The 23,271-nt window shown below is 70.9% G+C and carries 21 protein-coding genes; 10 read left to right on the forward strand and 11 right to left on the reverse strand.

Annotated features, from left to right (window positions below):
* Positions 1-16: 16 nt before the first annotated feature.
* Entirely contained in the window at positions 17-589 is a 573-nt protein-coding gene (locus tag KZX45_RS07590) for a TetR family transcriptional regulator (protein WP_248257104.1), read from the reverse strand.
* 370 nt (positions 590-959) lie between these two features.
* Here KZX45_RS07590 and KZX45_RS07595 point away from each other — a divergent pair, with 370 nt between their 5' ends.
* Entirely contained in the window at positions 960-2,564 is a 1,605-nt protein-coding gene (locus KZX45_RS07595) for a GMC family oxidoreductase (protein ID WP_248257105.1), read from the forward strand.
* Positions 2,565-3,070: 506 nt separating this feature from the next.
* Here the strand turns inward: KZX45_RS07595 and KZX45_RS07600 are convergent.
* Positions 3,071-4,429, reverse strand: coding sequence for a deoxyribodipyrimidine photo-lyase (locus tag KZX45_RS07600; RefSeq protein WP_248257106.1), 1,359 nt, complete (start codon positions 4,427-4,429; stop codon positions 3,071-3,073).
* A gap of 99 nt (positions 4,430-4,528) precedes the next feature.
* Here KZX45_RS07600 and KZX45_RS07605 point away from each other — a divergent pair, with 99 nt between their 5' ends.
* Entirely contained in the window at positions 4,529-6,028 is a 1,500-nt protein-coding gene (locus tag KZX45_RS07605; RefSeq protein WP_248257107.1) for an ATP-binding protein, read from the forward strand.
* Between the two features lie 105 nt (positions 6,029-6,133).
* Here the strand turns inward: KZX45_RS07605 and KZX45_RS07610 are convergent, their stop codons facing one another.
* A complete protein-coding gene (locus KZX45_RS07610; RefSeq protein WP_248257108.1) occupies positions 6,134-8,794 on the reverse strand; it encodes an AMP-binding protein in 2,661 nt (886 codons plus the stop codon).
* A 53-nt stretch (positions 8,795-8,847) separates the two neighbouring features.
* Between KZX45_RS07610 and KZX45_RS07615 the strand changes: the two genes are divergently transcribed.
* Positions 8,848-9,450, forward strand: a complete 603-nt coding sequence (locus KZX45_RS07615; protein WP_248257109.1) for a 4'-phosphopantetheinyl transferase superfamily protein — start codon at positions 8,848-8,850, stop codon at positions 9,448-9,450.
* A 122-nt stretch (positions 9,451-9,572) separates the two neighbouring features.
* Here KZX45_RS07615 and KZX45_RS07620 read toward each other — a convergent pair whose 3' ends face one another.
* The gene (locus tag KZX45_RS07620; RefSeq protein ID WP_248257110.1) at positions 9,573-11,318 is read right to left on the reverse strand and encodes a BCCT family transporter; all 1,746 of its coding nucleotides are present in this window, start codon (positions 11,316-11,318) and stop codon (positions 9,573-9,575) included.
* Between KZX45_RS07620 and KZX45_RS07625 the strand changes: the two genes are divergently transcribed.
* Positions 11,317-11,718, forward strand: a complete 402-nt coding sequence (locus KZX45_RS07625; protein ID WP_248257111.1) for a hypothetical protein — start codon at positions 11,317-11,319, stop codon at positions 11,716-11,718. The two genes, KZX45_RS07620 and KZX45_RS07625, sit on opposite strands and share 2 nt — an antisense overlap.
* Here KZX45_RS07625 and KZX45_RS07630 read toward each other — a convergent pair.
* The 7 genes from KZX45_RS07630 to KZX45_RS07660 form a co-directional block, all read right to left on the reverse strand.
* Positions 11,639-12,838, reverse strand: coding sequence for an aminotransferase class I/II-fold pyridoxal phosphate-dependent enzyme (locus tag KZX45_RS07630; protein ID WP_248257112.1), 1,200 nt, complete (start codon positions 12,836-12,838; stop codon positions 11,639-11,641). The genes KZX45_RS07625 and KZX45_RS07630 overlap by 80 nt on opposite strands.
* Before the next feature lie 226 nt (positions 12,839-13,064).
* The gene (locus KZX45_RS07635; protein ID WP_248257113.1) at positions 13,065-13,562 is read right to left on the reverse strand and encodes a hypothetical protein; all 498 of its coding nucleotides are present in this window, start codon (positions 13,560-13,562) and stop codon (positions 13,065-13,067) included.
* Positions 13,563-13,601: 39 nt separating this feature from the next.
* The gene (locus KZX45_RS07640) at positions 13,602-15,119 is read right to left on the reverse strand and encodes a phosphatase PAP2 family protein (RefSeq protein ID WP_248257114.1); all 1,518 of its coding nucleotides are present in this window, start codon (positions 15,117-15,119) and stop codon (positions 13,602-13,604) included.
* 19 nt (positions 15,120-15,138) lie between these two features.
* The gene (locus KZX45_RS07645) at positions 15,139-16,032 is read right to left on the reverse strand and encodes a metallophosphoesterase (protein ID WP_248257115.1); all 894 of its coding nucleotides are present in this window, start codon (positions 16,030-16,032) and stop codon (positions 15,139-15,141) included.
* Positions 16,033-16,124: 92 nt separating this feature from the next.
* Positions 16,125-16,955 (reverse strand): hypothetical protein, encoded by an 831-nt coding sequence (locus KZX45_RS07650; protein WP_248257116.1) that lies wholly within the window; start codon positions 16,953-16,955, stop codon positions 16,125-16,127.
* Positions 16,955-17,431, reverse strand: coding sequence for a hypothetical protein (locus tag KZX45_RS07655; RefSeq protein WP_248257117.1), 477 nt, complete (start codon positions 17,429-17,431; stop codon positions 16,955-16,957). Before KZX45_RS07655 ends, KZX45_RS07650 begins: the two co-directional genes overlap by 1 nt.
* The gene (locus tag KZX45_RS07660; RefSeq protein WP_248257118.1) at positions 17,428-17,604 is read right to left on the reverse strand and encodes a hypothetical protein; all 177 of its coding nucleotides are present in this window, start codon (positions 17,602-17,604) and stop codon (positions 17,428-17,430) included. The genes KZX45_RS07655 and KZX45_RS07660 overlap by 4 nt, the downstream gene beginning before the upstream one ends.
* A 422-nt stretch (positions 17,605-18,026) precedes the next feature.
* Between KZX45_RS07660 and KZX45_RS07665 the strand changes: the two genes are divergently transcribed.
* The 6 genes from KZX45_RS07665 to KZX45_RS07690 all read left to right on the forward strand — a co-directional run bounded on the left by KZX45_RS07665 (position 18,027) and on the right by KZX45_RS07690 (position 23,267).
* A complete protein-coding gene (locus KZX45_RS07665) occupies positions 18,027-18,704 on the forward strand; it encodes a response regulator transcription factor (protein WP_248257119.1) in 678 nt (225 codons plus the stop codon).
* On the forward strand, positions 18,701-20,149 hold the full coding sequence (locus KZX45_RS07670) for a HAMP domain-containing sensor histidine kinase (protein ID WP_248257120.1): 1,449 nt from the start codon (positions 18,701-18,703) through the stop codon (positions 20,147-20,149). The genes KZX45_RS07665 and KZX45_RS07670 overlap by 4 nt, the downstream gene beginning before the upstream one ends.
* A complete protein-coding gene (locus KZX45_RS07675) occupies positions 20,146-20,754 on the forward strand; it encodes a GerMN domain-containing protein (protein WP_248257121.1) in 609 nt (202 codons plus the stop codon). The genes KZX45_RS07670 and KZX45_RS07675 overlap by 4 nt, the downstream gene beginning before the upstream one ends.
* Before the next feature lie 216 nt (positions 20,755-20,970).
* On the forward strand, positions 20,971-21,387 hold the full coding sequence (locus KZX45_RS07680) for a PRC-barrel domain-containing protein (protein WP_248257122.1): 417 nt from the start codon (positions 20,971-20,973) through the stop codon (positions 21,385-21,387).
* Positions 21,388-21,600: 213 nt separating this feature from the next.
* Positions 21,601-21,765 carry a DUF4193 family protein gene (locus KZX45_RS07685; protein ID WP_248257123.1) on the forward strand — a complete coding sequence of 55 codons (165 nt, stop codon included), beginning with the start codon at positions 21,601-21,603 and terminating at the stop codon, positions 21,763-21,765.
* Between the two features lie 167 nt (positions 21,766-21,932).
* Positions 21,933-23,267, forward strand: coding sequence for a DUF2254 domain-containing protein (locus tag KZX45_RS07690; protein ID WP_248257124.1), 1,335 nt, complete (start codon positions 21,933-21,935; stop codon positions 23,265-23,267).
* Positions 23,268-23,271 lie beyond the last annotated feature (4 nt).

A 23,271-nucleotide genomic window follows, 5' to 3' on the forward strand; every position in this document is an offset into this window, starting at 1 on the left:
GCACCCACGGCCCAGCTCAGCGCTGGTTGACGGACGCACATTCGTGCTCGTGGTCCTCGAGCAATCGGTCCATCGCCGCGCACACGGGTTGCAGGGCGTCGTGCATGCGTTGCACGACGTCTCCGCTGAAGTCTTCAGTGCGAAACCATGTGCGCAACGTCGCGGCGAAAGTGGCCTGGACGGCGCCGCCGACGGCGGCGGGAACGGCATCGTCGGCATGTGCGCCGGTTCGTTCGGCGACGAAATCAGCGACGGTCTGCGCCCACGCCAGCCAACGGACGGCCAGGTCCGAACGCAGGATGTCGGTCTGATGCTGAACCTTGAACCTCCGGCGCCAGAGCTGCTCTTCGTCGACGGCTTCTGCGAACGCTTGCACGACTGCGAGGTGCACAGCCGTCGCGATCGGGAGGTCTTCACGCTGCGAGAGCAGGAGTTCTGCCAGGCGGCGCAGGTGGATGTCGAAGGCACGCCAGACGAGGTCGGCCTTGGACGGAAAGTACCTGAAGAGCGTTGTCCTCCCGATGCCGCAGGCCCCAGCAACCTCGGTCATCGAGGTCTGGTCGAACCCCCTGACGAGGAACAGGCGCATGGCGCTGTCCTCGATCTCTGTCGCCGAGGAGACCGCCGGACGTCCCCGTCGTCGACCAGCAGTCGATGTCATCTGCCGGACACCCTCTCTTCCGCCAACAGTCCAAGACACTCCGTACCCGGCCGTAGCGGGCACTCACCCAATGTGCCGGCTCCTCGCGGCCAATTGACAGGAGCGTAGAGGAGGCGGGCTGAAGCCTCGGACCTCGCGCTGCGCTTCAGGGCGTGGTGTCCTGCGGTTCCCCCGAGACGTTCTCAGAACCTTATTATGGGACTGAGTACCATTAAGGTGGTACCAGCGAGCTACTGATCGGCGGTCGCTGAAGTCTGCCGAAACACCTGTGGCTCACGGAGATGGAATGAGGCATTTCGTGGTCGACGACATTTACGACTACATCATCGTTGGGGCTGGCGCCGCGGGCAGCGTGCTGGCCAACCGGCTCAGTGCCGATCCGAGGAACTCAGTTCTGCTGCTCGAGTACGGGGGGTCGGACCGCAACCCGATGCACCACGTCCCGAAGGGGTTCTTCTTCACCCTGCGCGGAGACCGTTACGTCTATCGCTACCCCACGAAGCCCTTCAGCCCGCAGGGAGCTACTGAGCTCTGGACGCGCGGCAAGGTCTCGGGCGGTTCGAGCACCGTGAACGGGATGATGTACGTACGCGGGTCCGAGCGGGACTATGACGGCTTGGTCGAAAGGGGCAATCCCGGCTGGGGATGGGAGGACGTCCTGCCCATCTTCAAGCAGATGGAGCGGCACGTTCTGGGTGCTTCCTCCGTACGAGGTGGGTACGGGCCCTACGGCGTCTCCTTCGCCGAGACCGACGAGGTGTCGGAGCTGATCCTCCAAGCCGGCGAGGCGACCGGGCTCAAGCGCGTCGATGACGTGAACGCGGAGGACGTCGAGCGGATCGGTATGACTCCCTCCAGCGTCTGGAAGGGCCGGAGAACGTCGTCCGCGACGGCGTTCCTCAGACCGGCCCTGAAGCGGCGGAACCTGACCTACCTGACACGGACTCGCGTGGGGTACCTCCAGTTTTCGGGGAGGCGCGTGACCGGGGTACTGGCGCAGCGCAAGGGGCGGAACGTCACCTTCCGCGCGCGTAAGGAGGTCATACTCAGCGGTGGAACTATTGAGAGCACCATGCTGCTGGAGCGGTCCGGCATCGGGCGCCCGGACGTACTTCACGCTGCGGGCGTCAAGCTTCGTGTGGAGAGTCCCAACGTTGGGGAACGGGTGCTCGAGCAGCACGGGGTCGCCATGCAGGTGAAGTTCAAGGACCCCCTATTCGGGCTGACTTCCCGAGTGAACTCCTTCCCCAAGCAGATGTGGGAGGGCGCGAAGTATCTGCTCAACCGTAAGGGGCCCGTGGCCGACGGCGGATACAACGTGCTTGCCGCCTTCAAGTCCTCACCCGAGCTGGAACGTCCTGACGTCCAGGGGCTCTTCACTCCGATTGCGTTGGATGCTGAGAGTTTCGATGCGGTCAAGGTTGCCAAGCACGCCGGCGCGATGTTCATGGGCTACCAGATACGCCCGACCACCGAGAGCTCGATCCATATTTCCGGACGGAACCCCGACGACCTCCCGGTGATCGAGCCCAACTACTTCGGGACAGCAGAGGACAAGGACGCTACGGCGTCGATCCTGGATCGCGGACGACGCATTTTCGCTCAGCAGCCTCTGAGCGAGTTCGTGGTCGAGGAAGAGTTCCCGGGCGCGAGTGTGTCCTCTCGCGACGAGGTCCTGAACTACGCGATCGAGACCGGAGCCACGATCTATCACGGTGTCGGCGCCAACGCCATGGGGCCCCACGATGAGGACGTGGTGGACCCGACTCTGCGTGTTCGCGGCGTTGAAGGGCTCCGCGTTGCTGATGTGTCGGTACTTCCCGTCCAGGTGGCCGGGAACACCGCGGCGGCAGCCATGGCCATCGGATGGCGAGCAGCCGACTTCATCCTGTCGGACAACTGAGCAGCCGGGCCGGGCCTGACTGACCTGACCGTCAGCCCCGGCCCGACCGCGCGTGGACGGTGCCACCCCGCTGCAGCACAGAGGACCGGGCCGACGGCGTATACGCCGAACAGCACCGCTGCGGCCGTGATCACCCAGGCGCGAGGTCGCGGGGCAGGTGCAGAAGCTCTCAATTGCCTATCCGGGCCCACAGCCAGACAGTCGCCGATCCGGAAGGCGGACGCCTAGATCGGCCGGCGCCACGGAACTTTCTGGACGTTCGCTGGTCCTCGACCTACTCGTACCTGCCCTGGCGAAGACGGCCGACGAGCGACGTGCGACGTACAGCGCCGGCAGCCTACTACTCGCGGCTTCGAAGGGGCGGGTGCGCCGCAGATTTCTTGCAGGAACAACCTGCCGAGGACTTTGCAGGAGCGCCCGCAGTGCGGCCGCTTCTTGCAGGATCAGCGCATCCTCGCAAGTAGCTAGCAGCAGCTTGGTGCTGGTTCAGGGCGAAGTAGTACTCGTCATCGCCGCGCAGCCTCGTAGCGCCGCAGCGCCTCGGCCCGCTCCGCAGCATGGTCGACGATCCGTTCCGGATACCCGCGGGCAAGGCCGTCAGGAATCCGCCACGGCTGGTGCACGGCGGCGCCGGGGACGTGGGCCAGCTCGGGAACGTACCGGCGGACGTACGCCCCGTCGGGGTCGAACCGCTCACCCTGGGTGACCGGGTTGAACACGCGGAAGTACGGCGCGGCGTCCGTGCCGGTGCCTGCCACCCACTGCCAGCCGTGGTTGTTCGAGGCGAGGTCGCCGTCGCGGAGGCGCTCGAGGAAGTACCGCGCGCCGTGCGGCCACCAGACGTGCAGGTCCTTCACGAGGAAGCTCGCCACGACCATCCGCACCCGGTTGTGCATCCACCCCTCGGCGAGGAGCTGACGCATGCCGGCGTCGACGAACGGGTACCCCGTCCGGCCCTCCTCCCACGCGCGGACGTGGTCCGCCGCGGCGCCCGCCGGGTCCTCGTACGCCATGCCCCGCAGGTCCTCCCGCAGGTCGGCCCAGGCCGAGTCCGGGCGGTGGAAGAGCACGTCGGCGTAGAACTCCCGCCAGCACAGCTCGGCCACGAACCGCCGCGCACCCTCCGACCGACCGGCCGGGTGCGCGGCGACGTCGGCGAGCATCGTGCGGGGGTGGATCGTGCCGTACTTGAGATGCACGGACATCTGCGACGTCGCGGCCAGGTCGGGGCGGTCCCGCGTGCGGTCGTAGTCCGCCAGGTCGTCCTCGAGGAACTCCTCCCACCGGGCGCGGGCCGCGGCCTCGCCGACGGGCACGACGGCGGTGGCCGGGTCCTCCTCCCACGGCACCGCTGCCGACTCGACCCTCCGGCGCCACCTCAGGCGGGCGGGGACCGCCGCAGGCGAGTGCCAGCCGTTCTCCCGCCAGGCGCGGGAGAACGGGGTGAAGACCCGGAACGGCTCGCCGTCGGCCTTGCGCACCACCCCCGGGCCGACGGCGTAGGGCGTGCCGGTCGCCACGAGCGGGACGTCGCCCAGGGCGCGCTCGACCCGCCGGTCGCGGCGCCGCCCGTACGGCGTGGTCTCCCGGCTGACGTGGACGCTCCCGGCCCCGGCCTCCCGGACGAGGGCCGGAATCTCCGCCTCCGCGCGGCCTACGCGTACCACCAGTGCGCCGTCGTACGACTCCCGGGCGGCCTCCAGCGCCGCTGACAGGTGTGCGCGCCGCACCGGCCCCGCCGACGCCAGCAGCGCCGGGTCCGCGACGAACACCGGCAGGACTTCGCCGCCCGACTCGTGCGCCGCGAGCAGTGCCGGCAGGTCGTGCAGCCGCAGGTCGCGACGGAGCCACAGCAAGGCGGTCATGGACGCCATCCTCCGGGCCGGGCCAGGAACGCGCTCGTCGGCGCACCCGGCCCGCCCATACGGCTGCGCCCGGCCGAGCCGACCTGGCAGGATCCGGCCATGAGTCCCCGAGCGTCCGAATCTGACCTCGCGTCCTTCCTGCACGCGTTTCAGAGCCTGAGCCACCTGGCCCAGCGGCAGGCGGAGGCCGACCAGGCGCGCGGACGCGAACCCCTGCTGCCGGCCCTCGAGGCCCACCTCGGCGTCGACCCGCGCGGCCTCGCGGTCCTGACCGAGCTGGTGAGCCCGCTCCGGATCGCTGACGCCGACGTCGCGATCGAGCGCGTCGTCGCCTCCCACGGGGGCGGCACGGTGCTGGGCGTGGGCGGCGGGGACCAGCGCTGGCACAACGGGCTGTCGGAGATTCTCCAGGTCGCCGGGCAGTGGGGGCAGTTCCCTCTCGGGCCGGTCGACTACACCACCGTCCCCGTCGGTCCCGACGAGGAACGCGCGACCGTGAGCTACGGCCTGCACCTCTTCCGTCACGACGACGTCCCGGTGGTCCTTCTCCAGCGTGGTGGCCGGCCGCAGTTCGGGAGCCAGCCCCAGCTCGAGGTCCTGACGCCCGGGGACGGCGTGGCGGCCGCCGTGCTCGCCGAGATCCGCGAGGCGATGAACGCGCACAGTGTGCTGCGCGGCCAGGTGGTCACCTTCACGACCTCGAGCTACGAGCCCGGCGCGGGCGGAGTCACGTTCGTCCGGCGGCCGAGGGTCTCCGCCGAGCAGGTTGTGCTCCCGGAGGGCCTGCTCGCCCGGGTGGAGCGTCACGTCCTCGGAATCGGGCGCCACCGCGCCGAGCTCGCCGCCGCGGGACAGCACCTCAAGCGTGGCGTGCTGCTCTACGGCCCGCCGGGCACGGGCAAGACCCACACGGTCCGCCACCTCGTCGGCGCCGCCCAGGACTCCACGGTCATCCTGCTCTCCGGCCGGTCGCTGCAGCTCGTCACCCAGGCGGCGGACACCGCCCGCGCGCTGCAACCGGCGATCGTGGTGCTCGAGGACTGCGACCTGGTGGCCGAGGAGCGCAGCCACTTCTCGTCCTCGCCGCTGCTCTTCGAGGTGCTCGACGCCCTCGACGGCCTCGCCGCCGACTGCGACGTCGTCTTTCTCCTGACCACCAACCGGGCGGACGTGCTGGAGCCGGCTCTCGCGCAGCGGCCCGGGCGCGTCGACCTCGCCGTCGAGATCCCGCTCCCCGACCTCCGGGCCCGGCGTGCGCTGCTGGACCTCTACGCCGCCGACCTGCCGTTCGGTCCGGGCGTCCGCGACGAGGTCGCGGCGGGCGCCGAGGGCACGACGGCCTCGTTCGCCAAGGAGCTCGTGCGGCGCTCGGTGCTGCGGGCGGTCGAGCGCGAGGGGGAGGTCGGCGACGACGACCTTCGCACCTCGTTGGAGGAGATGATGGCGGACGGCGGTGCCCTGACGCGGGTGCTGCTGGGCGGCGCAGGCCCGGTCGACGGTCAAGGACCGGCGTCCGCGGCCGGCTTCGTCAGCGTTCCGGGCGTCGCGCCCGGTGCCGGGCCGGCCGCGAGTGCGGCGGCGTCGGGCTGGGAGGAGTGAGCCGACCCCAGACTTCACCCTCAGACCTCCGGCTTCGGCGCGCAAGCGGTAGCCCGGGTCGGAGGGCGCGACGGCGAGGGGCGGGTAGCCCCGGGACCACCGGGGTCACCGGGTCGGCGCAGGGACCAGGTCCTGCAGCCGCCGCACCGGGCGGTCAGCCAGCCGCCAGAGCAGGCACCCGGCGACGACGGCGGCGACGGTCGCGGTGAGCGGGTCCGGGACGTGGGCGAGGATCTGGAACTGGACGAGGTAGACGTACAGCGAGGCGGCGGCGACCAGGCCGATCAGCGGGACCGCCCGGGCGGGGACCCGCACCTCGGGCACGAGGGCCAGGAGCGCGATGCCCGCCAGGACGGTGGCGTTGCGCACGGGATCGTCCGGGAAGAAGGTGGCCCCTCCGACGACGGCGACGGCAAGGGTGATCAGGCGGCGTCGAGGAGTGTCGGCGTGCGCCACGGCCGCGCCGACCGCGAAGAGCCAGAACGTGGTCGGCATGATCCCGCGCAGCACGCCCTCCCCGAGGTGCAGGACGACGAAGCGCGGCACGAGGGCCGCGACCGCCACGGCCGCGGCGACCCGCCACGGGTCCCGGCGCCAGGCCCGGGATACCGCCGGGACCGAGAGGACGGCGACGAGCACCAGCGAGCAGGCGACGAGGGCGTCGACGAACCACAGCTCGTTGCGGAACCCGTAGGTGACGTCCCCGAGCATCCAGTTCGCCAGGGCGACGTTGGCCCACCCGTAGCGTTCCTGGGTGACCATGCCGATCAGGGCCACGGCCATGGTGGGGACCGCGACGCCGACGAGCAGGCGGGCGGTCGCGCGCCAGCGACCGGTCGTGGTCGGGGCGGACAGCCCGAACCGGGCGGCGTTGAAGCCGGCCACCGCGAGGAGGGTGTGCGCGCCGCCGAGGACGCGGAAGAGGTCGGCGTGCGAGCCGCAGATGATCACCACGGCGATCGCGCGCAGCAGGACCGAGGTCTCCACGGTCCGCCACCCCCGCCACCCCCGCCGCCACGGCCGGTCGCCACGGTCGCCCGAGGGGCACGCCTGATCCTGCTCGGGCGCGGAGCCGGCGCGCCGGGAACGTCCCAGCCGCACGAGCTCCTGAAGGGGGCGTTGGTGCCAGCCCCGGGGGAGCGGGCCGACGAGACCCTCGAGCCGGACGGAGGCCTGCACGTGGCTGAGGGAGTCCCCGCCCTCCTCCACGAAGGTGCGGTCCAGGTCGACGGCGTCGGTGCCGAGCACGTCGCTGATCACGGCGGCGACGCGCACGGCGAGCGTGGGGCTCGCGCCGACCGCCTCGGCGGTGCGCAGCCGCGCCTCCTCGCACGCCTCCGGGGAGCCGCCGCGCACCAGCGCGGCGCAGCCGAGGCGGTCGACCTTGCCGTTGCCCAGGCGGGGCAGCTCGACGACGGCGACGGCCACCGCCGCCGGGCCGAGGCTGGAGGCCTCGCCGGCCAGGCGTCGGGCCCGCACGGCGGTCTCCGGGACGCCGGTACCGGGCTGCGGCTCGACCGCCACGGTGAGGCCGGAGTCGTCACCGCCCACGCACGCCGTCAGGCCGGCGGACTCGAGGACCCGCTCGACCGTCGCGAGGTCGACGCGCAGGCCCATCACCTTGACGAAACCGGACCGACGACCGTCCAGGCGCAGAAGGCCGTCGGGCCCGACCCGGCCCAGGTCGCCGGTACGCAGCTCAGTCAGCATGGCGCCCAGCGCCAGGTCGTCGGGGTGCTCGGCGTAGCCCATCATGACCCCGGGGCCGCTCACCACCACCTCCCCGGAGCCGTCGGCGGCCTCCGGCACGGAGGTGTCGAGACGCAGGGAGGTCCCGGCCACGGGACGCCCCACGGCGTCGGGGTGGTCGGCGACCGACGCCGGGTCCAGCACGCAGATGCGTGCCGTGGCCTCGGTCTGCCCGTACATCACCGCGAGGTCCCAACCGTGCTCACGGCCCAGGGCCGCGGTGCGTGTCACGCGGTCGGGACCCATCCGGCCCCCGGCCTGGGCCACGAGGCGAAGCGAGGGGTGCGCCCCACCGAGCGCACCGGTGGACTCCATCAGCTCCACCATGTGCGGGACGACCGCCAGCGTCGTGACCCGCCGCTCGTCCACGACGTCCCACAGCGCCTCGTCCAGGACGGACCCCTCGTGCAGCACCACCGAGCCGCCGGCCACCAGGTGCGAGTGCAGGACGGACAGCCCGAAGCAGTAGTGCAGGGGGAGGCTGGTGATCGCCCGGTCGGCCGGGGTGATCCGCAGCGCCTCGGCGATCGCGGTGGCGTTGCTGACGAGATTCGTGCGGGACAGCCGCACGAGCTTCGGCGACCCCGTGCTGCCGGACGTGCTCAGCAGCAGCGCGAGGTCGGGGTGCAGGAGATGCCGGGCGTCGGGCGACGTCACCTCGAACGGCCGCTCTGGGTCACCCGTCGCCCTGACGTCCGGCGGATACCGGGCGAGGATGCGGGCCGTGCGGTCGTCGTCGGCGGTCACCAGGGCCACGTGGCCCGCCTCGAGGGTGGCCAGGTACGCCGTCACGCCGGCGAGGTCCGGCCGAAGCGGCAGGTGCACGAGCCGTCGCCCCTCGGCGACGTCCGGCAGCTGGCCGGCGACGTCCGTGACCCGGGTGCCCAGCTCCTCGTACGTGACGACGTCCCCGGCGGCGCTGAGCAGGGCGGGTCGTCCGGGTGGCGCCACTTCCGCCGGGCGCGGCAGCAGACCGCGGCCGGGCCGGGGGGAGACCGTGGTCGTCAGAGTTGTCACGGGGGGTGAGGCTAGCCTTACCTATATACGTCACACAACCAGGAGGTAATGCGGTGGCGGTGGTGTGGTGGTCGTCCCTCGCCGCGGCGGACCGGGACCTGCTCGCCATGCTCGACGACACCGAGCGTGCGCGGGTGGAGTCGCTCGAGCGTGCGGCCGACCGCGGCCGGTCGTTGCTCGGTGCCGCACTGCTACGCATGGCTCTCGCCGCCCGTCTCCCGGTGGGGCCGGCCGAGGTCGTGATCGACCGCACCTGCATCGAGTGCGGCGCTCCGCACGGGGCGCCGCGAGTCGTTCTGGCCGGCACCCCGGCACCGTGGGTGTCCGTCTCGCACTCCGGCCTGCTCGTCGTCGTCGCCGTGAGCGAGCGCGGTCCGGTCGGCGTCGACGTCCAGCGGGAGTCCGACCTGCCCGGTCCCGGCACCGGCCGGGAGTGGGTGCGCCGAGAGGCGGCGCTCAAGGCCACGACCGCCGCCCGGAGGGACGGCCATGCCACCGCCAGGTGCACGGCGGCCGCGGTGGCCGCGGCGACGGCCGACCTGCGCCCGCCGCTGGCCGGCTACGCCGCCGCGCTGGCCGCGCTCGGCGAGTCCGACAGCCGGCACTCAGCCCGCTGCTGGCCGGCCGGCTGGACCGGGGAAGGCGCGGCGAGCTAAGGCGCGGACGGACCGTGGACCCGGACGCCCCCGTGCGCGCCGCCCGTCGCTCTCCCGGGTGCTCGACCGGCGCACCGGGCGTGCCGCGGCCCCGGCGTCCGCCGGCCCCCGGGCGTGCCCCGTCAGGTCCGGCGGGGACCGCGGGAGAACAGCTTGGCCAGCGGGCCGGAGGACTCGATGGGCCGGATCGGCCCCTCCTCCCCGCCGCCCACCTCCTCGACGACGGCGGCCACGAGGCGTTCGCGGATCTCGGTCCGGCGCCGGCGTTCTGCCCGTTCCACGTCCTGCCGCAGTGACCGTACGAGGGCGACGCACATGGCGATCATGACGACGCTGAAGGGCGCCGCCACGAGGATCGCCATGGTCTGCAGCGCCCCGAGGCCGCCCGTGGACCCGCCGCTCCCGAGCAGCACCGCGGCGATGGCGCCGGTGAGAACGGCCCACGTGAGGCGGACGGCGAGGGGTGGGTTGGGGTCGCCGCCGGTCGAGAGCATCGAGACGACGTAGGAGCCGGAGTCGGAGCTCGTCACGAAGAAGATCGTCACGAGCAGGATCGCCAGCCCGGAGAGCACCGGACCGCCCGGGAGCCCCTCGAGCATCTGGAACAGGGCGGTGTTGTTGTTCACCTGGCCCTCACCGGTGATCAGCCCGCCGTCGCCGAAGAGCTGGCGGTACAGCGCCGTGCCACCCATGACCGAGAACCACAGGAAGGTGACGAGCGTGGGGACGAGCAGCACGCCGATGATGAACTCACGCACCGTGCGGCCGCGGGAGATGCGGGCGATGAAGATGCCGACGAAGGGCGACCAGCTCATCCACCAGCCCCAGTAGTAGGTGGTCCAGCCCGCCAGCCACTCCTCGCCCTGGGCCCCCTGGTAGGGCAGCGTCGAGAAGGAGAGGCGGACGATGTTCTGCAGGTACGCCCCGATGGACTGCACGAACTCGCGCATGACGAAGAGGCTCGGGCCGAGGAGCAGGACGGCGAGCAGGAGGACCGCCGCCAGCACGAGGTTGATGTTCGACAGCCACCGGATGCCGGCGTCTAGCCCGGTGGCGACCGAGATGGCCGCCATCCCGGCGATCACCAGGATGAGCACAACCAGAACGGTTGGCGAGATGTCGAGGATGCCGAGGTAGTCGAGCCCGGAGCCGACCTGGACGACGCCGAATCCGAGCGAGGTGGCCACGCCGAACACGGTCCCGACGATGGCGACGATGTCGACGACGTCGCCCCACCCGCCGCTGGCGCGCCTCGTGCCGATGATCGGCTCGAGCGCCCACCGCAGCGCCACCGGGCGGCGCCGGCGGTGGACCACGTGGGCGACGGCGAGCCCGACCACGATGTAGATGGCCCAGGCGTGCAGGCCCCAGTGGAGGAAGGTCGTCATGAGCGCACCCTGAGCCAGCTGGGCCGGAGGCCCTTCCTGGCCCGGCGGCGGCGCGGCGTAGTGGTTCAGCGGCTCCGCCACGCCCCAGAAGACCAGGCCGATGCCCATCCCGGCGGCGAACAGCATCGCGAACCAGCTGAACGTGTCGTACTCGGGCCGCTCGTCGTCGCGGCCGAGGCGGACGTCGCCGAGCTTGGAGAAGGCGATCCACAGCGCGAGCAGCACGAAGCCGGTGACCGTCAGGACGTAGTACCAGCCGATCGAGTTGACGACGACGGTGTTCGCCGTGCCGAGGACCGAGTTCAGCCAGTCCGGGAGGGCCAGGGCGACGAGGACGAACACCAGGACGATGCCCGAGGCGGGGTAGAAGACGCGCCGCGCGACGCCGTGCGGCCGGGATACGGCCGGTGTGGCCGCGGATCCGCCAGGTCCGGGCGACGTCGTCGTGCCTTCGGGTGGCGTCGTGCCGCTCTCGCTCATGAGGTCCCAGGGTGGTCCCCTCGCCCGAGGTGCGCAAAGGGAGGCCGCAGCGATCCGGTCGCGAGCTCCCGCATCCCGCACCGTGGGTGCGTCGGGGTCGCCGGGGCGGCGCACGTGGCGCTGGGGGGTACTGCCAGTGCCTGGTCCGGCAGGGACTTGCGCCTCCCACGACGTGCAGTTCCACCGCAGCGGGCGGAAGTGCCTCCGCCACCCGGTCGTCGGCCAGCTCGACCTGGACTTCGAGTCGATGGAGCTGCCGTCGGAGCCCGACCTCTCCTCGACGTCTGCACCGCACCTGCCGGCTCGCCCACGGCGCCGGTTCACCGCCCCGCGAGCAGCCTGGCCCCGACGTCGTCGAACGCGGGCAGCGCTCGTTCGATCGTGCCCATCGTCGCGGTGAGGCTGATGCGGAAGTGCTGCGGCCGTTCGAAGAGCGTCCCCGGCATCACGTACACGTCGCGCTCGGCGAGGGCGGCGACGAAGCGGGCGGCGTCGCCACCGGGGGCGTCGCCCCAGAGGTAGAAGGTGCCCTCCGGCCGGGTGACCCGGTACCCCGCGCTCCGGAGCGCCCCCAGCATGCGGTCGCGCTTGCGGGTGAGCTCGACGAGGTCGATGGAGACGTCCTCGAGGTCCGCGACGGAGTACTGCATGATCGCGTCCGGGAAGCCCCAGCCCATCGACAGCTGGACGGGCACCAGCGCCGCCCGCAGCGCGTCGCGCTCGGGCGTCGGCAGCAGCGGCGACAGCGCCAGGTAGCCGAGGCGCTGCCCCGGCGCCAGCAGCACCTTGCCGTAGCTGTAGTCGACGAGCGTCCACGGGTAGCAGGCGGCCGGGCTGACGAAGGGGACGCCGTCGAACCGGATCCGCCGGTACGGCTCGTCGGAGAGCAGCCAGACCCGCCGTCCGATCCGCACGGACGCGCTCTCCAGCAGGTCAGCAAGGCTCTCAAGCTGCTGCCGCGGGTAGACGCGGCCCGTGGGGTTGGCGGGGGAGTTGACGACGACGACCCGCGTGCGCGGGGTGATGGCCCGCTCGATCGCGGCGAGGTCGAGGTCGTAGGTCTGCGGGTCGAGCGGCACCTTGACGGGCGCCATGTCGACGAGGCGGAGCATCGGCGCGTAGCAGAACCACCCGGGCGTCGGGAGGATCGCCTCGTCGCCGGCGTCACCCACCAGCCGCAGCGCGAGCGCGATCGCCCCGAACGCGCCCTGGGTGAGCGCCACGTCCTCGGGGGCGAAGTCCAGCCCGAGCTCGGTGGTGAGCGCGGTCGAGATGACCTCGCGCGGCTCGTTCTCGTTGGACTTGTAGGCGAACCAGTCCACCGACCGTGGCTCCGTGTGCGACGAGATGGCGCGGACAAGACCGTCGAGCGGCATCTCGTGCGGGTTGCCGAAGGTGAGGTCGAGGACGTCGTCGCGGCCGTCCAGCTCCCTCAGGGACGCGAAGAAGTCGGTGACCGGGCCGATCTCGCCGACGGCGGCCCGGGCCCGCGTCGACAGCTCGGTGCGGGTGAGCGCCATGTGACCTCCTCGTCCGGCGTGCACCCACATCATCCGCTCGTGTCCGCCGGGTCGACCCCGTAACGGCCGTCTCTTGCCCCCGTTGTCTCGTTTCCCGGGGTTGAGACGCAGGAGTGGCGCGCGAGACGGAAGGCCCTCCGGCGCACCTCGCCGATGGCGCTGGCGCACCTGACGGGGGTCAGCACCAAGCTGCTCCGAGCGATGCTGCTGCGGGAGCAGGTTCCTGCTATGCGGAGGTGTCTGGCATGCCGATGGTGACGGCCTCGATGTACGGGCCGCCATTCCACTCCTCGTGCAGCTCGTCGTCGAGGTCGGTGTTGAAACGCTGCTCGACCGTCTCCAGGTCGAAAGCCTCGTGGACGATGCCGGAGACGGCCACCACCATGTCCGGTTCGAACCCTCCGACCGCGCCGACGTCGACGATCAGCAACGGCCCCACCTCGGTGTCCTCGGTCCCAGCCATGGTGAACGACGTAGGTGACACCACCTCATCCACCCGGCCGATCACGGTGACCTCCTCACCGTCGTACTCCGCGATCGTCTGGTAGAACGCCGAGTCGTAAGGCCCGTCGTATGCCACGTCACCGCCTTCGGTCTCGCGTTCCGTCTCGGCGGTGGTCCTTGTCTGTCCTGCCTCGTTCACCGGTTCGTCGTCCGAGCAACCGCCCAGCGCAAGAAGCAGCGCAACTGCCAGGGGTGGGAGCCAAACGCTACGTGGTCTCATCGGCTTTCCTCTCCGTTCCGTGATGGGAGTCTGACCGCTTCAGTGTGCGGGAACCCGCTGCCGCAAGCGCCTCTCGCGCGGCGGACGCAGGAGGGACCGCTCGAGGATGGCCAGCCAGAGCAGTCCCAGCAGCAGCCCAGCCAGGGTGTCGCTGGGGTAGTGCGCGGCGAGATATACCCGCGAGGCCATCGTGGCGACGACGATCAGCACGACGACGGCTACGACCGCCCACCGCCAGCTACCTCGGCCGTACAACAGCAGCAAGGCACAGAGCGCCCCGTAAGCGACCGTCGCCGCCGCGACGTGCCCGGAGGGGAAGCTTGCATCGGCTGGAAGACCCGCCGTCAGGTCGGGTACATCTGGCCGCGCACGGCCCACGATCTGGCTCACCGCACCGTAGAGAACCACCTCTCCGGCAACGGCGAGCAGGACGAACAGCACTGGGCGCAGACTGCCCCGGTAGGCGTTCGCCAGCACAGCAGTCACGACAGTGGTCGCCACAACGGCCCAGAGCCCGCCGAGCTTGCCGATCGAGCTGACCACCTGGGTCAGCTCGGGCGATCGCAAGGGCCGCGCCGCCTGCACGATCTGCCGGTCCCACCGGCCGAGGACCGTCTCGGCCAGCGGCCCCGCGACCAGCAGGCCCCACCCGACGAGCAGCAGCACGACGCCGCAGCCCGTCAGAGCGATCCAGCCCGCCGACCGTGCTCCCTGGGGGAGCGCGGGTTCGTCCCGCGGCGCAATCCTCAGGGCCACGATGGGCGGCTCACCGAGACCGACAGGGGTCATGGGGTCATGGCGGTGGTGCAGCCACCGACGGAACCCGGCCCAGGTCACCGCCAGCCACGCCGTGCCGAGCGCCCAGCCCGCGAGGACGTCGGAGACAAAGTGCACGCCGAGCGCCAGCCGGGTGAGTCCGACCACCAGAATCAGCGCCGCGGCGGCCCTCCAGAGCAGGCGACGATGCCACGGCGACACCATCGGCAGTATCACCAGCACGAGCGCCCCCCATGTCACAAGAGAGGTCATGGCGTGACCACTGGGGAAGCTGGCGTTCGTCGGCAGGTCGACGACTGGCAGCAGCACCTCCGGTCGCGTACGCCCGACGAGCGCCTTGGTGAGCGGCACCAGCACGAGGAGACCAAGCCCGGTGACCGCGACGTAGGCGGCGAGCCGGCGCTGGTCGCGGATGAGGAGCCACAGCACGGCCAGCGCCATGACCAGGCCCGCCGTGGCGCCACCGCCTGCCTCGGAGGCGATCTCCAGCACTCGTACCACCAGCGGGTGAGGCGAGACAAGATCGTTCAGGCCCTGGGCGACCGCGACGTCGAGCTCTTCCAGCGGCGGCCAACGCTGTTCGACCAGGGCGAGCAGGGTCAGGAAGGGCAGCGCCCCCAGGGTCACCGCGAGCAGGCCCAGCAGGCTCAGCCCTCCGAACCGACCGGCTCCCTCCAGCTGCTGCTCGTCCCCACCATGACCTCTCCAGACCGCCTTCGTGCCGCGAGCATCGCTGCGGCGAGGTCTGGGTGGCTCGGACGGGCGCTCTGCACGGTTCATGTGATCAGCTCCCATGCCTTCAGTCGCTTGCCATGAGCTCGAAGAACACGACCTGGGGGGCGGCGCCGATCCGCACCGGGACCACACTGAACCCGATCCCGCACGTCACGAACAGGTCGTTCCCGCGCGCGCCGTAGTCGGTCGGGGCGAAACCGTCGGCGACGATCTTCTCCTCAGCGGTCAGTCCGAGGTAGGACCACTGCGGCATGCCGGGCACCGCTACCTGTCCGCAGTGGGTGTGCCCGGCCACGGCCAGCGGAGCCGAACCCTCCGGCAGCTGGGGGAACGCAGTCGGGTTGTGCATCATGACAACCCGGGCTCCCTCCGGAGGCAGGGCGGAGAGCGCCTCCCCCGTGTCGGCGAGACGGGGCCGGGTCGGGGCAATGCCGACGACGTACAGCTGCTCGCCGCTCGTCGGGTCTGGCGCCGGGATCCGGGCCACCCCGTTGTGCAGCACCGTCACCCCGGCCTCCTCCAGGGCATCGGTGAGGGCGTCGGCGCCGCCGACTGCGTAGTCGTGGTTGCCCAGGACCGCGAAGGTGGGGATCCCGGCCTCCACCAGCGGCTCCAGCAGCCTCACCGCGGTGTCCGCCTGCTCGGCAACGTCGGGGCTGGCGCTGTAGAGAAAGTCCCCGGCGACCAGAGCCGCTGCGGGGCGCTCGTCCACCACCCGATCTACCACCCGCTCGACCATGGCCGTGTTGGCCCACCACATGCCCACCTGCAGGTCGGAGAACACGGCGATCTCGGCACCTTGCCACTGCCGCCCGAGCCGCGGCAGCTCCGCCCGGTAGCGGCGCTCGTCCAGGATCAGCCGCGGCTCGAGCACCGAGCCGTAGACCAGGACTGCCATGACGACCGCCGTGGCCGCGGCAGCCACCCGGACCAGGGTGCGCCTGCTCCTCGAGGTCATCTCGACTGCCTCTCGTCCTAGCCGTGGTCGGTGCTGGACCCAGGATGGTTCGATCGCGCGCATCCGCTACCGGCCGGTGGGGCTGTCGTCCCTCACTGGTTGGGTTCGAGCACCGGCTCCGCCGCGGTGACGTTCTCCGCGACGAGCACGAGATCGCCGGCGTAGGCGTCGTACAACGCATCGTCGAGATCGGTGCCGAACTCCTCCTCGAGCTCGGCGATGTCGAGCTGGCGGACCGTGCCGGTGACCTGAACGTAGTCACCGCGGCTGACCTCTGCCTGCTGTGCGTCCAGGACCACCACCGTCCAGCCGGCACCGGCCAGCTGGAACGCCACCGTGCTGACCAGTGCGGACACCTCTCCGGCGATCGTCAGGCTCTCCCCCGCGAGTGTTGAGACCTGGTCCGCGACGATGACGACCTCACCTTCGAACTCCTCGTAGAGCTCGTCGTCGTAGTCGACCCCGAACTCCTCCTCGAAGGCCGCGAGGTCGAACTCTCGGACGGTGCCCGTCACCTGGACCACGGTGTCGTCCTCGACAAGGCCTTCGTTGACGTCGGTTCCTAGGTCGTCGAAGCTGCCCGACTGGCTCAGCACGAGCGCGGAGTCGCCGCCGAGGTCGTCTCCGCCGACCCGGAAGGCGCCTTCGTCGACGACCTCGTCGACCTCCCCGCTGACCGTCACATTCTGGCCGAGAAGCTGTGCGCCTTCGCCCTCCTCGGGCTCGGCCTCCGCGACGTCCTCGACATCGGTACCCTGCTCGGGCCCGGCGCTGTCGTTCGAGCATCCAGCCACCAGTGCGACGACCGTGGCTAGAGCGAGCGGAGCTGCGACGCTCCTGTTGTTGCGGATCCTGGACATGATGTTTGTCTCCTCAGGTCTGGCAATGAACGGGTCGGTTTGTCCGCCCTGGTCCGGTCGCATCAGTGACGATCGAGGTACCGGTCGTAGGGGGGGAGCGTGCCGTCGAGCACGGGGATGTAGACGGTGTAGGCACCGCTCTGCTCGGAGAGGATCACCGAGGTGAGGGTGGCGCCGGGAGGTTCGTCGACACGGGGGATGACGACCTGGCTGTCGGTGAAGTTCACGAGGCCGTTGGCGGGCACGTCCACGGGGACGGCGTACCCGTCCGACCCCAGGACCACGGTGACCACGACGGGCTGCTCGGAGTTGTTGTCGATGGCGCCGAGCAGGTGGCCCGGTAGCCCCTCACCCTCGGTGAGGATCATGAGGTTCTCGGCCGTGACGTCTTCTGTCAGGTCGATCCGGATGCCGTCGCCGGGGGCGTACTCCTCCATCGTGGTGATCGGGTTGAGGAAGGAGCACCCGCCGAGCAGCAGCGCGGTGCAGAGGGCACCGGTGAAGGTGCTCCTGACCCTGCGTTCGCCATGGTGGCTCATCGCATCTTCTCCTGCAGTGTCGTCGGTTTCCGCGGCCAGTCCAGCCAGATCGTGTTCACCGCAGCGAAGATCCCGGTGCCCAGCACCACGGCGGTGATCACCGCGGCCCGGTGCAACAGCCGCGGCGCCCGTGCTGGGGCTGCCGGTCGGCGCCATCCGCGCATCGCGCTCATGGGGTGCCGTGCAGCTTGGACCCGCCGGGGTGGACGGGACATGGCTACTGGTCCGAGGCGACCGAGATGCCGGCCATGGCGAGACGTCCGGACGTGCGGTGCCTGAGTCTCATGACTTCCTCCTTGTCCGGAACCGAACCCCGGTCCCGGGTCGGCGGCCTATCGGCCTCCACCACCGTGCGCACGCTTCGGGTGCGTTCGCGAGGACGGAGTGCCCGCGAACGCCGAACGCCCTCGGAACGCGTTCCCGGCGTCACCTTCATGACGGCGAGATGGCGGTTCCGTAACATCCGGCCGCGCTCGCCCGGAGGCCCCGCACGATCTGGCTCAGCCGGGCCCGTGTCGTCCGCACCGCTTCCCCTCGGGCCGGGAGACAGCGCGAGCGGTGGCGTGGTTGCCTTGCCGAGGCGGAGACTGCGGGGATGCGGCGAACGGTGCTGATCATCGAGGACGACGCGGGCATACGTCGTGTGGTCAACCTCGCCCTGGCCGCCGAGGGCATGGAGGTCCACGAGGCAACTACGGGTGAGGACGGCTTGGCGCTGCTTGCCAGACGGACCTTTGACGTCGTTCTGCTCGACCTCATGCTGCCGGGCCGGGACGGTTTCGAGATCTGCCGGGAGATCCGGCGGACCAGCGAGGCGCCGGTCATCATGGTCACCGCCCGGTCGGACAGCCACGACGTCGTGGCAGGGCTCGAGGCTGGCGCGGACGACTACGTCTCCAAGCCCTTCGTCGCCAAGGAGCTGTCGGCCCGGATCCGTGCGCTGCTCCGCCGATCGGCAGAGTCCTCCACGCAGGGGAACGTGAGTGTCGAGGACGTGGAGATCGCCCCGCGCAACGGCCTGGTCCTGAAGGCGGGGGTTCCGGTGGCGCTGACCAAGACAGAGTTCCGGCTGTTGGGTGAGCTGGCAGCCACGCCGGGCCGGGTCCTGAGCCGTGAGGAGCTCCTCGAGCGGGTCTGGGGGTACGGCTACTTCGGGGACGTCCGCCTGGTGGACGTCCATATCGGCCGCCTGCGCAAGAAGGTCGAGGCAGACCCGACGAACCCACGGATCGTGGTCACGGTCCGGGGAATGGGATATCGGTTGGGGACATGACGGGCCACCCCCACGGCGAGGACAAGACGTCACGGAGCGGTGCCGGACCGCGCGGGTCGGACCCACACCGCACTCTTCGTCACGCCCGCTGGCGCAGCCTGCGCGGCAGGGCCACGGTCGCCTTCGCGGCGCTCACGCTGGTGCTCTCCGCCGCGATGGCGCTGAGCGTCTGGCTCACCGTGTCGCAGTTCCTGTTCGTCCAGCGCGAGCGGTCCACGGTGGCGCAGGTGACGGCCAACGCTGACCAGGTGCAGCGGTCAATGTGGACCCAGGGGCTGAGCACGCCCGAGATGCTCTCGCAGGTCAGCCGTGAGCTCGGCTCGACGTCCCTGCTGGTCGACGGCCAGGAGTGGTTCACCACCTCCTTGCGGATCGGTCGGGACGACCTCCCCGCCGCTTTCCGCGAGATGGTGATCGACGGGCAGGCATCCCGCCAACGCATCGTGGTCGACGGTCGCACGATGATGGCGGTCGGGGTGCCGTTGGCGGGCCTGGGAGAGGCGTACTTCGAGGTCTTTCCTCTCGACGAGCTCGACAAGGCACTGCGGGTCCTCAGCAGCATGCTGCTCACCGGGGTCACGATCGTGCCGCCGGCTTCCCTCGCCCTGGGCTGGTGGGTCACCAAACCGGCACTGCGGCCGCTGACCCACGTGGCGGACGCTGCTGCGGCCGTCGCCGCCGGAAACCTCGACGTCCGGATCGACCCCGGGCACGATCCCGAGCTGCTGCCGATCGCCACCTCCTTCAACGCCACTGCTGCGTCGCTCCAACGCCGCGTCCAGGCCGATGCCCGCTTCGCCGCCGACGTCAGCCACGAACTGCGCAGCCCGCTGACGACGATGGTCAGCGCCATCGCCCTGGTCGAGGACTACCGGCATCGCCTTCCCGAAGGGGGCCGCGAGGCGCTCGACATCCTCACGTCCGAGGTAGAGAGGTTCGCCCGACTGGTGCAGAACCTGCTGGAGATATCCCGGACCGACGCCATCGGCGGCACCGACCTGGTCCTTACCCCGGTCCGGCTCGCCGAGTTCGTCCGGCGGACCTTGGAACCGCGGCATCAGGAACAGCTCCGTATCGAGGACGGTGCCGCCTCCCTGGACGTCCTGGTCGACAAACGGCGCCTGGAACAGGTCATCACCAACCTCGTCGACAACGCGGAGAAGCACGGTGGGGGCCTCACCTGCGTGACCCTCCGACGCGGCGACACCGTGGCGACGGTCATCGTCGACGACGCCGGCCCCGGGATACCCGCCGCCGACAGGGCTCACATCTTCGAACCCTTCGCGCGCGGCCCCGGCAACGAGCGGGCAAGCAGTGACGGGGCGGGTCTGGGCCTGGCACTGGTGAGTCGGCACGCCCGTCTCCTCGGTGGAGCGGTCCACGTCGAGGACGGTCCACGAGGCGGAGCCCGGTTCGTGCTGTCCCTCCCCCTGGAGGCGGAATGAAACGGCTCATCACAGCGCTGCTCAGCCTCGCGGTGATCCTGCTGCCCGGCTGCGGCGTCCGCCCCGAGCAGGAACCGACCGCAATCGAGATCACCGCGGCCACGCCTTCCTCCCAGCCAACGCCCGACGACGGCCCCCTCACCGTCACCGTCTACTACATCCGCAACGAGCGCCTCGAACCGGTCGAACGGTCCGTCGCCCGAGCCTCCGCCGCAACGGTCCTCTCCCTCCTCACGGCAGGGCCCACCCGTCGAGAGGTCACCACCGGCCTGCGCACCGCCCTCACCCTCCAACCGCTCACACTGACCACCGACGAGAAGACACCCGGCACCGGGGACGTCACTGTGACGCCGGACTTCACCAGCATCTCAGGGCAGAACCAGCTCCTCGCCGTCGCCCAGCTCGTCTGGACGGTCACCGAGCTGCCCGGCATCGACCGCGTCCGCCTGTCCTCGAACGGCAAACCTCTGGAGCTCCCTACCGATCGGGGCCTGTCCCGGATACCGGTGGGGCGGGACGACTACATGTCCGTCGCGCCAGGCTCGCCACCTGAGCCACCAGAGTCCTCGACCGTAGCCACCGCGTCGGCCGCAGGGCCCGGCTGAGCTGCCCATCACTTGCCGGGCCGGTCCGCACCCATGCCGCCGGGGGCTGTCATGAGACCACCCCGCCCCTCGTCACCGCCGTGACACCAGTGTGACGATCCGGTGAAGTCCGTGGCCTCATCCCTAGTCCGGGATGCCTAGGGACGCGGCGAGGGGTGACGCTGGTCGGGCGACCACAGGCAGGCCCGGTTCCGGGCCCGACCACGAAGGAGCACCATGAGTGAGACACGCCCCGGGGCCAACCTGGTCCCGGTCACCGAGACCGACCGCACCATCGCCGATCCAGACCTCGACGTCCGTGGCCGCGACGTCGTCACCAGCGACGGCGAGAAGGTCGGCAGCGTCGACGATATTCTGATCGACGACGAGGAGTTGCGCGTACGGTTCCTCCGGGTCAGCTCCGGTGGGTTTCTCGGCATCGGCAAGGACCACTTTCTCGTACCCGTCGACGTCATCACCGGCATCGAGCCCGAACGCGTGCGCGTCGATCGCGACCGCGCACGACTGAGCGACGTACCGGCCTACGACCCCGAGCTGGTTCGGGAGGGCGACTACTACCAGAACCTCTACGGCTGGTGGGGAGCACCACCGTACTGGGGCGCGGGCTACACATACCCGTACCCCTACTACTAGACAGCCCAGGCCTCCAGGTGACGTCCTGGTCTGCTCGTCAGAATCACGCTCGGCGCCGGCATCTTGCACTGACTTCTGTGTCCGGCCGTGACCGTCACGGACCCGTTCTCCACGTCGCTGCGCGCGCCGTGCGGCGAAGCGACCGCACCACGGCTCGCCGTGCCCCTCCCAGCAAGATGCATCACCTGAGACGACCGAGATCGGGAGTCGACCATGACGATCGACTGCGACGCCCTGCGCAACCACGAGGAAGATGGCGCCGAGCCCATCGCCGCGCTCGCGGCCAGGAACGATGCCATGGCATCGGCCCAGACCGACGCCGACGACGGCGCCGAGGCCGCGGAGGAGTTCGAGCTGCCCGGTACCGACCTCGAATGACGCTCACCGTGCGGAGCATTCCAGTCCAGGCCGACGAGCTCACCTGCTCGCGCTGGTTCAGCACCCCCGACACGCTGCGGCAATCGCCGTTCGCCGCCTCTGGTGGCCGGCCCTAGACGCGCCCGGTTATCCGCGCCTGCGCCCCGACATCCTGACACCCTGGTGCGATGGACACCCTCGGACGGTTGCTGGAGCGGTTCTGGTTCGTCCCCACCGCGATCTGTGTCGTGGCGGCTGTGGCCGCCGAGGTGCTGGTGGCTGTCGACGAACGCCTCGGCGTGCTACCCCTCCCAGCGTGGGCGGAGACCTTCGTCTACCGGGTGGGCGAGAGCGGGAGCCGTGACCTGCTCGGTGCCATCGCGACCTCTGCCCTTGCGGTTGCCGGCACGACGTTCTCGATCACCGTCGCGGTACTCGCCCTGACGTCGTCGAGCTACGGTCCCCGGCTGGTCCGCAACTTCATGGCCGACAAGGTCAACCAGGCCGTGCTGGGCATCTTCGTCGCGACGTTCCTCTACGCCCTTCTGGTGCTGCGGTCGGTCCGCGCGATCGGCGACCCCGGCGACCCGGACGCCGAGGTGTTCGTCCCGCACCTCGCCGTCAACGGCGCCGTGCTGCTCGCGGTGCTCGACGTCACCGTGCTCGTGTACTTCATCCACCACATCGCCGACTCGATCCAGGTCACGACCATCTCCCGACGCGTGCAGAACGACCTGCGGGCCACCGTCGAACGGCTGTACCCGGAGGAGCTCGGCGTGGACGAGCATGCCGTGACCGAGCGGCCCCGTCTCCCGGCCGGCCTGGAGACGGACGGCGGACGCGTCACGGCCGGGCGCGCCGGCTACGTCTCCTACGTCCAGGACGACGACCTCATGGCCGCCGCCCGCGAGCACGACGTCCTGCTCGCGCTCCAGGTCCACCCCGGCCGGTACGTCCTCGGCGACGGCGACGTCTGCCTGGTGCACCCGGCCGAGCGACTCACCGAGAAGCTGGCAGACCGGGTGCGCGACGCGGTGGGCATCACCGACGGCCGCAGTCCGCACCAGGACGTCGGGTTCGCGGTGCAGCAGCTCACGGAGCTCGCCGTCCGGGCGCTCTCGCCGGGCACGAACGACCCGTACACGGCGATCAACGCCATCGACGACCTCTCCGTCGGGCTCTCGATGCTGGCCGGGCGCCGCATGCCCTCACCGGCACGGCTGGACGACGACCACGTCCTGCGTGTCCACGCGCCGTACGAGGACGCCACGGCGCTGACCGGGGAGGTGCTCGGCACCCTCCGCTGGTACGCCACCGGGTCCCCCGCGGTCATGCACGCCGCGCTGACCCTCGCCGAGCGCGTCGGCGGGCGCGCCCGGGACGACGAGCTGCGCGCCCGGCTCAGCCGTGAGGTCTCTCTGCTCGACGAGGCGTTCCGGCGGGCGGGGCACCAGGACCACGACGTCGAGGCGTACGCCGAGCGGGCGGGCCGCGTGCGCGCCGCCCTCGCCACCGGCCGGTAGCCGC

It is taken from the genome of Georgenia sp. EYE_87 (genome assembly GCF_023148685.1).
In the GTDB taxonomy this organism is placed as follows: domain Bacteria; phylum Actinomycetota; class Actinomycetes; order Actinomycetales; family Actinomycetaceae; genus Georgenia.

Coding starts and splice junctions, on each gene's coding strand:
- KZX45_RS07590 (WP_248257104.1), bottom strand. CDS start 589: ATGCGCCTGTTCCTCGTCAGGGGGTTCGACCAGACCTCGATGACCGAG.
- KZX45_RS07600 (WP_248257106.1), bottom strand. CDS start 4,429: ATGACCGCCTTGCTGTGGCTCCGTCGCGACCTGCGGCTGCACGACCTG.
- KZX45_RS07605 (WP_248257107.1), top strand. CDS start 4,529: ATGAGTCCCCGAGCGTCCGAATCTGACCTCGCGTCCTTCCTGCACGCG.
- KZX45_RS07625 (WP_248257111.1), top strand. CDS start 11,317: ATGAGGTCCCAGGGTGGTCCCCTCGCCCGAGGTGCGCAAAGGGAGGCC.
- KZX45_RS07620 (WP_248257110.1), bottom strand. CDS start 11,318: ATGAGCGAGAGCGGCACGACGCCACCCGAAGGCACGACGACGTCGCCC.
- KZX45_RS07630 (WP_248257112.1), bottom strand. CDS start 12,838: ATGGCGCTCACCCGCACCGAGCTGTCGACGCGGGCCCGGGCCGCCGTC.
- KZX45_RS07635 (WP_248257113.1), bottom strand. CDS start 13,562: ATGAGACCACGTAGCGTTTGGCTCCCACCCCTGGCAGTTGCGCTGCTT.
- KZX45_RS07640 (WP_248257114.1), bottom strand. CDS start 15,119: ATGAACCGTGCAGAGCGCCCGTCCGAGCCACCCAGACCTCGCCGCAGC.
- KZX45_RS07645 (WP_248257115.1), bottom strand. CDS start 16,032: ATGACCTCGAGGAGCAGGCGCACCCTGGTCCGGGTGGCTGCCGCGGCC.
- KZX45_RS07650 (WP_248257116.1), bottom strand. CDS start 16,955: ATGCGACCGGACCAGGGCGGACAAACCGACCCGTTCATTGCCAGACCT.
- KZX45_RS07655 (WP_248257117.1), bottom strand. CDS start 17,431: ATGAGCCACCATGGCGAACGCAGGGTCAGGAGCACCTTCACCGGTGCC.
- KZX45_RS07660 (WP_248257118.1), bottom strand. CDS start 17,604: ATGAGCGCGATGCGCGGATGGCGCCGACCGGCAGCCCCAGCACGGGCG.
- KZX45_RS07665 (WP_248257119.1), top strand. CDS start 18,027: ATGCGGCGAACGGTGCTGATCATCGAGGACGACGCGGGCATACGTCGT.
- KZX45_RS07670 (WP_248257120.1), top strand. CDS start 18,701: ATGACGGGCCACCCCCACGGCGAGGACAAGACGTCACGGAGCGGTGCC.
- KZX45_RS07675 (WP_248257121.1), top strand. CDS start 20,146: ATGAAACGGCTCATCACAGCGCTGCTCAGCCTCGCGGTGATCCTGCTG.
- KZX45_RS07680 (WP_248257122.1), top strand. CDS start 20,971: ATGAGTGAGACACGCCCCGGGGCCAACCTGGTCCCGGTCACCGAGACC.
- KZX45_RS07685 (WP_248257123.1), top strand. CDS start 21,601: ATGACGATCGACTGCGACGCCCTGCGCAACCACGAGGAAGATGGCGCC.
- KZX45_RS07690 (WP_248257124.1), top strand. CDS start 21,933: ATGGACACCCTCGGACGGTTGCTGGAGCGGTTCTGGTTCGTCCCCACC.